General features: G+C 64.5%; 7 protein-coding genes. 6 read left to right on the top strand and 1 reads right to left on the bottom strand.

Features of this window, described 5'->3' with window-relative positions; all coding sequences use genetic code 11:
* Positions 1 to 145: 145 nt before the first annotated feature.
* Positions 146 to 967 (bottom strand): AmmeMemoRadiSam system protein B, encoded by an 822-nt coding sequence (gene amrB, locus QZT63_RS08935; RefSeq protein ID WP_290650449.1) that lies wholly within the window; start codon positions 965 to 967, stop codon positions 146 to 148.
* Between the two features lie 151 nt (positions 968 to 1,118).
* Between amrB and amrS the strand changes: the two genes are divergently transcribed.
* From amrS to QZT63_RS08965, 6 genes are all read left to right on the top strand, one after another.
* Positions 1,119 to 2,234: an AmmeMemoRadiSam system radical SAM enzyme gene (gene amrS, locus QZT63_RS08940; RefSeq protein WP_290650450.1), complete on the top strand. Its 1,116-nt coding sequence runs from the start codon at positions 1,119 to 1,121 to the stop codon at positions 2,232 to 2,234.
* 418 nt (positions 2,235 to 2,652) lie between these two features.
* Positions 2,653 to 3,489: an ATP-binding protein gene (locus QZT63_RS08945; protein WP_290650451.1), complete on the top strand. Its 837-nt coding sequence runs from the start codon at positions 2,653 to 2,655 to the stop codon at positions 3,487 to 3,489.
* 50 nt (positions 3,490 to 3,539) lie between these two features.
* Positions 3,540 to 3,953, top strand: coding sequence for a response regulator (locus tag QZT63_RS08950; protein ID WP_290650453.1), 414 nt, complete (start codon positions 3,540 to 3,542; stop codon positions 3,951 to 3,953).
* Between the two features lie 19 nt (positions 3,954 to 3,972).
* The gene (locus QZT63_RS08955; RefSeq protein ID WP_290650455.1) at positions 3,973 to 4,632 is read left to right on the top strand and encodes a GTPase domain-containing protein; all 660 of its coding nucleotides are present in this window, start codon (positions 3,973 to 3,975) and stop codon (positions 4,630 to 4,632) included.
* 7 nt (positions 4,633 to 4,639) lie between these two features.
* Positions 4,640 to 5,905, top strand: a complete 1,266-nt coding sequence (locus QZT63_RS08960; protein ID WP_290650457.1) for an ATP-binding protein — start codon at positions 4,640 to 4,642, stop codon at positions 5,903 to 5,905.
* Positions 5,902 to 8,119 (top strand): ATPase, T2SS/T4P/T4SS family (locus QZT63_RS08965; RefSeq protein WP_290650459.1); only part of this gene is annotated, 2,218 nt, incomplete at its 3' end. The genes QZT63_RS08960 and QZT63_RS08965, both read left to right, overlap by 4 nt.

The following is an 8,119-nucleotide window of genomic DNA, read 5'->3' on the forward strand; positions in this document are numbered from 1 at the left end:
CCGCAAGCGGCAGGCTCAATCGCGGCCGCGTGGGCCAAGCCGTGTTCGATGGCCGGCGGCGGACGACGTGCACCGTGTGCCCACCTGGGCCTGTAGCCTTTTGTGCGCCCTTGCGCCGCGCACAAGGCACGCCGGACGCCTGCATTCATGCCGCCGCCTCCGTCAGCTCGAAGGCGCCGTAGCCGACGACGCTTATCCGTGGCGCGCCGGCGTCCCCGGAATTGCGCAACTCCAGTGTGCGCACACGCGCGTGCCGCCGCGCGGCATTCCACAGCAATCCGGCGATGGGCAGGTAGCCGCAGGCGTCGTACGGGCCCAGGGCCTCGCCCCGGAGCGTCTCGATCGCGGTGGCGGTGGCATGGTCGAGCTTCCGGGCGGTGGCGTCGTCGTGGAAGTGAGACAGATCGGAGCTAATGGCAATCGCGGTCTCCTGACCGCCCCAGAGTGCGGCGAGCACCCGGCCGACTTCCTCCGGCGTGGCCTCACCGACCACCAGTGGTACAACATCGACATCGCCGAGCACACGCTGGATGAACGGCAGCTGCGTTTCCAGGCTGTGCTCGCGCGCGTGGGGGCGGTCGTCGGTGATCACCCGCGGCTGCTCCAGCGCCGTGGCAATGCCGTCGCTATCCACACGGATGCGCCCGAGCGGGGTGTCGAACCAGTGCACCGTCGGCGCCGCCAAACCCCGGACATACACGAAATGAGAGGGCCCGAGCACGACCACCCGGCGGATACGCCCGCGACCCGGCTCCAGTCGCCGGTAGGCCGTGGCCGCGACCGCCCCGGAGTACACGAAGCCGGCGTGGGGGGCGATGACGGCCTTGGGTACGTCGCCAACCTGGGCGCCCTCCGGGGCCTGCGCCTCGGCGAGCAGCGTGTCCACCTGCGCCCGCAGGCTTTCCCGGTCAGCCGGATAGAATTGCCCCGCCACCGCGGGTGGTCGCACGCGCGTTCTGTCTACCATGAGCGCCCGCCTCATCGTCGTGTAGTTACAATATGCGGGCGGGCGCGGAGCGCTTCAATGCGGGCCGCACCCTTGAAAACTCCGGCTGCCGGATCATTGTCTTAATGTAGGAGTAACAACCGATCACTTCAGCAGGGTCGGAGGCTACGTCGTGACGCGCGAACAACTGGAAGGCACCCCCACCCGCTACTGGCACCGCCTTGACGATGGTCGCATCCAGTGCGACCTGTGTCCGCGCTACTGCAAGCTGAAGGAGGGCCAGCGCGGCCTTTGCTTCGTGCGCGGGCGCCAGGACGACCAGATCGTGCTTACCACCTACGGGCGCTCGTCGGGCTTTTGCGTGGACCCGATCGAGAAGAAGCCGCTGAATCACTACCTGCCGGGCAGCTCGGTGCTCTCTTTTGGCACCGCCGGCTGCAATCTCGCCTGCAAGTTCTGCCAGAACTGGGACATGAGCAAATCCCGGCAGATGGACACCCTCGCCGACAGCGCCTCCCCCGAGCAGATCGCCGCGGCCGCCGAGCGCCTTGGCGCGAAGAGCGTGGCGTTCACCTACAACGACCCGGTGATATTCCACGAGTACGCCATCGACATCGCCGAAGCGTGCCACGAGCGCGGCATCAACGCCGTGGCGGTAACTGCGGGTTACGTCTGCCCGGAGCCGCGGCAGGAGTTCTATGCGCGCATGGACGCAGCCAACATTGACCTCAAGGCGTTCACCGAGCGCTTCTACAAAAAACTCACGGGCTCGCAACTGGGACCGGTGCTCGACACCATTCGCTACCTGCGCCACGAGACCGATGTCTGGTTCGAACTGACGACACTGCTGATTCCCGGCGAGAACGACAGTGAGGCCGAGATCGGCGCCATGGTCGAGTGGGTACTGGAGAACGTGGGCGGCGCGGTGCCCATGCACTTCACCGCCTTCCATCCCGACTTCAAGATGATGGACCACCCGCACACGCCCCCGGAGACGCTGTCACGGGCACGGCGCATCGCGCTGGATGCGGGTATCCGCTATGCCTACACCGGCAACACCTTCGACAAGTCCGGCCAGAGCACCTACTGCCACCACTGCGGCGAGCGCGTCATCGGCCGTGACTGGTTCGAGTTGTCCGAGTGGAGCCTTGACGACAGCGGCCGCTGCCTGAGCTGCGGTACCCGCTGCGCCGGTGTCTTCGCCGGCAAGCCGGGCGCCTGGGGTCGACGCCGCGTTCCGGTGCGACTCGCTGGTAGCACCCGCTTCGCGCGCTGGATCCGGCCCTAGTGTCCTGTCCCGTAAATACGTTGCGAGAATTGGCGTGGATCCTGACGGTTCCTGGCAAGGCGCGCCGACGAGGCGTAGCGGGGACTACGGCGAGGAGGCGCAACGCCGCCAGGGGCCATCAGGGCCGCGACAATCGTAACGTTATTTGCGGGACAGGACACTAGCGGATGCCTGCGACGGCGCGACGCCCTGCCTGCAGGGTCTGCAAGCGGTAGGGTCTGACGGAGCCAGTTGCGGTGATGCGTGTGCGATCGGCAGGCCGGACTCGTGCCCGCTCGCGCCAACGTGCTCACGCCCTCCAAGTCCGCTCTGCCGCATATGAGACCCCTATCACAGCATCCATGCGGTGACCCGGTCCAAAGTTCGTCTGGGGTGCGGCGGCTGACCGTGGCGCCGACAAATGTTATTGGGGGCTTCAGTGCCGGCACGGCAGTCACGCATCCGATCACCTGAGGAAATCGACCGCTTACTGGAAGTGGAGCGGCTCGCCTCGATTGGCCAGCTCGCCGCCGGCGTGGCGCACGAGATCAATAACCCGGTTGGCTATTTGCAGTCGAACCTGAAATCCCTCTCGGAGTACATCGCCGGGCTCGTCGAGCTTGTCGACGGGTGTGCGCGGCTCATCGAGACGCAGGGTTCGGCGGAGCAACGTGCGGCGTTGCGTGATCTGCGCGAACGCCTTGACGCCGAGTTCATTATCGAGGACATCCAATCGCTGCTCGAGGAGAGCCGCAGCGGTGTGGCGATCATTCGTGACATTACGCTGACGCTGCGTGACTTCGCCAGGGCCCCTGAGGGTCGCACCGAGGCCGTTGAGCTGAACGGCCTGATCAAGCGCGCCCTGCGGATTGCGGAAAACGACACCAAGTACGTCGCCGAGATCGAGACGGATCTGTCGGCGGCTCGCCCCGTTATTGGCGATACCTCCATGCTCTCGCAGGTTGTTCTGAACCTCGTGATGAATGCGTGCCATGCCCTGGATAGCGGGGGCGAGATTCGCGTGCGCACCGCGGATGCCGGCGAGGACCGCGTTGCCATAGAGGTCGAGGACACGGGCTGCGGCATTCCGGAGGATCGCCTCGAGGCGATCTTCGAGCCCTTCTATACCACCAAGCCGGAAGGCAAGGGCACAGGCCTTGGATTATCCATGATCCGTGAGATCGTTGATCGCCACCACGGCACGATCAGCGTGACGAGCTCTGTCGGTTTGGGGACTTGTTTTCGCGTGGAGTTGCCGGCCTTCGGCGACGATTGATTAGACGACAGCGGCCGGCACGGCCCGGGAACAGTGTGATGCGAGAAATCATGTTGGTCGATGACGAGGCGCTCGTGCTACGGAGCCTGGTGCGCAGCCTGCGTCGTATGGATGAGTGTATCTGCGAGATGTACACCAGCGCCCCCGAGGCATTGAATCGCATGCGGACCAAGACATTTGACGTCGTCGTGTCCGATTATCGAATGCCGGAGATGAGCGGTGTCGAGTTTCTTGGCGCCGCAAGGGAGCTGCAACCGCGTGCTGTGCGTATGATTCTCAGTGGCCATGCAGATCTGCATGCGCTGGTCGGGGCCATCAACGATGCGAGGATCTTTCAGTTCCTGGAGAAGCCATGGGAAGAAAGCCGATTGATGGCTGCATTGTCGAGGGCTTTCGAGGAGCGCGACCGGCTACTGGAAGAGGGCGTCTACGCCGGCATGTACCGCATTGAAAAGGGACTCTGAGCCCGGTCGAGGTTAATTCATGGCCGACTACGACGCTTCCTCGAATCGGGTCACCCTCAAGGTGGTTTATTACGGGCCCGCCTTGAGTGGCAAGACCACGAATGTTGTCGCGTTGCACGACATGCTCTCACCGCAGAGCCGGGGCGAGATCATGATGTTCGAGACGCGTCAGGATCGGACGCTGTTTTTTGACCTGCTGCCCGTGGGGTTTCGTACGCGCTCGGGAATGCTGGTCAAGCTCAAGCTCTATACCGTACCCGGGCAAGTGGCCCACGACAGTACGCGCAAGGCGGTGCTCTCCCGCGCGGACGGCGTGTGTTTCGTGGCCGATTCGGCGAAGAGCCAGTCCGTGAACAATGCGGAGTCGTTCGAGAACCTGGAGGCCAACTGCCGCCGTGTCGGGCTGGATTTCGAGCGCCTGCCGCTGGTGATCCAGTTCAACAAGCGCGACCTGCCCGATCCGGTTCCCGAAAAGGACCTGCGCGACCGTTGGTCGGCGGCGCCGTGGCCGCTGCACATGGCCACCGCGCTCACGGGCCAGGGTGTCCAGCAGACGTTTCTCGATCTCATGGCGCGCTCCGTGGAGTCGGTTGCAAGAGAGCTGGATGATATCGGCGCCGTGGCCGTCACGGCGGATGAAATTCGGGATGGCTTCTTGACTCTGGCGAAGGGGCGGTAATCGGGTCATGGAAACGACGGCAAGCCCAAGCGATGGCACCCCATTCGACCGGGAGCTCCCGCTGTCGGAGCTCTTTGCATACATCGACGGCGACGCACTCCTGTCCTCCCTGATGCCCCTGGCAGGCGGGCGTATCGGTATCCGGGACGCACATGGTCAGCTGTTTTTGGGCTGCGACGCAGACAATTGGCAGCCCCTGGAGCTGGAGTGGGAAGTCGTCGGCTATCTGGGCTGCGCCGAAGCGGACGCAGCAACGCTCAGGGCCCTGGCGGGCATGGTGGAGGTTCAGCTGCGCACGGCCCGACGGATACAAATGGTCTCGGACCTGCATCACGGCGCAGTGGAAGAGGACTATCGCCGGCTCAAGGAAAAAAACGAGCAGCTGCAGGCCTCGGAGGAGCGCTATCGATGCCTTGCCGCCAGCCTGGAGCAGCGCGTTCAGGCCCAGCTGAAGACGCTCCAGGAGAACGAAAAGCGCCTGGCGGAAGCCCGGCGCCTGGCGTCCATGGGGCACCTTGCCGCGGGGATTGCCCATGAGGTCAACAATCCGCTGGGTTTCATCAATGCGAACCTGCGCTCGGCCACTCGCTATGTCGAGCAGCTGCGGGTGCTGGCTCGGGGGCTGGCGGAGGCCTTTGATCTGAGGGATGTGCGTGCCGCATGGGAAAGGGCCGACATGGAATTTCTGCTCGAAGATTTCCCCGATCTCCTTGACGAGAGTCAGCAGGGGGTTGTGCGCATTGGCGCCATCGTCTCTGCGTTGCGTGGGCTGACGGACGCGAGCAGCGCGCAGATGGAGCCATTGCAGCTCGGTACCGTGCTCGGGCAGGTCTATCGGCGCACGGAGGAGCGGGGCTTCTCGACCGCCATGCTCCGTACCCATGTTGACCGCGCGGTGGCGCTCCATGCCAACCTCGAGTTGATGCAACAGGCGTTGGCCGAAGTGCTGATCAATGCCCTACAGGCCTGTGACGGGCGGGGCGAGGTGACCATCGAGACGCGGCGTGAAGACGGGACCGAGGAACAGTGTGGGTGGCTTGAGCTCGCCGTCGTGGACAGCGGCGCCGGTATGACGCCTGAAACCCTGGAGCACGCATTCGACCCGTTTTATACCACCCGAGCCGTCGGCTCGGGTGTCGGGCTGGGGTTGACCGTGTCTCGGGAGATCATCCTGGCGCACGGCGGCGGGATCGCGCTTCACAGCGACGGGCCGGAGACCGGCACGACGGCGCGTATCCGTCTGCCGCTGCACGGGGGCGGTGAATCCCCATGAGTCGGTATGCCTCGCTGTTCGTCTCCGGGCCGGAGAAATCGACCGACTCGTCCAAGGGCGACGACGTTGCCGCGCCGTATCGGATCCTGATCGTCGATGATGAGCCCAACGTGCTCAGGGCACTGCAGCGCGTCTTCCGGCGCGAGAACTATGACATTGTCACCGTGCAGTCCGCCGAAGCGGGCCTGACCGAGCTGCAGCGCCGTACCCACCATGTCGTGATTACCGACTATGCCATGCCGGGCATGAACGGGGCGGAGTTTCTGCGGCGCATCAAGGACGAGCATCCCGACACCGTTCGCATCCTCCTGACGGGCCAGGCCGATACCAATGCCGTGATGGCTGCCATCCGGGAAGGCGCGGTCTACAAGTTCATCCTCAAACCCTGGAACGAGGACGACCTGCGCGTCACGGTTGGCCTGGCACTGGAGCAATACGACCTCCGGCAGCGCAATCAGCACCTGCAGGCCCAGAATCGCGACAAGGCCCGCCAGATCAACCAGCTGCAGAAGCTCGTCGTCACCAACCGCAGCCAGCTGGCCATGGTCCTGCATAAACGGAGCCTGTTGACCGAACAGCAGGTGCAGACGCTGTATCAGCACCAGCAGTCCCGCAAGGAGCCGGCCATCCGGGCAATCCTTGATCGTGGCTGGGTGGCGGAGGAGCGCATCCGCGCGGTTCTGACCGACGAGTTCATGTTCGATCGGGTGGACCTCCAGGAGTTCACGCCCGACCCCACTGTCGCGACCCTGTTGCCACGCAGCTTCTGCGAAAAGCAGCGTGTGCTGCCGCTGCGCCAGAATGGCCAGCAGTTGATGCTGGTCATGGCGGACCCCCTGGATGAGGGGCTCATTAACGACCTGCAGTTCAACCTCGGCATGCGCATCGAGCCGGTCACCGCCGACGTGGCGCAGATCCTGGCGGCGATTCAGCGCGAGTTCGGGGATACCGGGGCCTCCATCGAGGAGCTGGAGAGCCTGGTCAGCACGGACCCCTACGAAGGCATCGAGATCCTCATTGACGATGACGACGACGTCTCGCTGGAGGCCTTGCTGGAGGGCAGCGGCGAGCCGCCGGCGGTTCGCCTGGTCAACGCCATCATCCTGGAGGCCATCCGGCTCGGTGCGAGCGACATTCACATTCAGCCGCGCACCAAGCACATCGCCGTGCGCTATCGCCTCGATGGCATTCTCGTGGACAAGATTCAAATCCCCCTGAATCTGATCATGCCCCTGGTCTCGCGCATCAAGGTGATGGCGGAGCTCGATATCACCGAGCGCCGGCGGCCGCAGGACGGGCGCATCACCGTCAAGTCCCCGCTGCGTATTGTGGACCTGCGCATCTCGACCTTGCCCACCATCAACGGCGAGAAGGTGGTGATGCGGGTCCTGGATCGCAACGCCGCGGTGAAGACCCTCGCTGCCCTGGGCGTCAACGCCGAGTGTGAAGTGGCACTGCGGCATATGGCGGAGCTGCCGCAGGGGATTATCCTCGCGACCGGTCCGACCGGGTCCGGCAAGACGACCACCCTGTATTCGATGCTGCAGCACTCTGCAACCCCGGAGAAGAACTACGTCACCATCGAGGATCCGGTGGAGTACTACCTGGATGCGGCCGGTCAGGTGCTCATTCGTGAACGGGTGGGTCTGGATTTCCCGACGGTGCTGCGCGCCACCCTGCGGCAGGACCCCGATGTCATCCTGGTGGGGGAGATCCGCGATCTGCTCACGGCGCAGGTCGCTTTCCAGGCGGCGATGACGGGGCATGTGGTCTATTCCACGCTGCACACCAACTCCTCGGTGGCCACGGTGGCCCGCCTGCTCGACTTGGGGCTGAAACCCTTCGTGATTGCCAATGGCCTCGAAGGCGTGATCGCGCAGCGGCTGATACGCCGCAACTGCGAGCACTGCAAGGCGCCGCAGCAGCCGGATGCAGAGGAAATGGCGCGGCTGGGACCGGTGTTCGAAGGCCTGAGCGGGCCTGTTTATGCCGGCAAGGGTTGTCACGAGTGCGGCAACACGGGCTACCGCGGGCGGGTCGGCTTGTACGAGGTGCTGCTGCCAAGCGCCGAGATGCGCCACGTCATTGCGTCATCCGGAAGCCTCATGGAGATCGAAAAACAGGCCGAGCGGGAAGGGCTCAGAACCCTGATCCATGACGCCCGGGACAAGGTCGAGGCCGGTCAAACCACCCTGGCTGAGGTGCTGCGGGTCA

The organism is Aquisalimonas sp., from assembly GCF_007120195.1.
GTDB lineage: Bacteria > Pseudomonadota > Gammaproteobacteria > Nitrococcales > Aquisalimonadaceae > Aquisalimonas.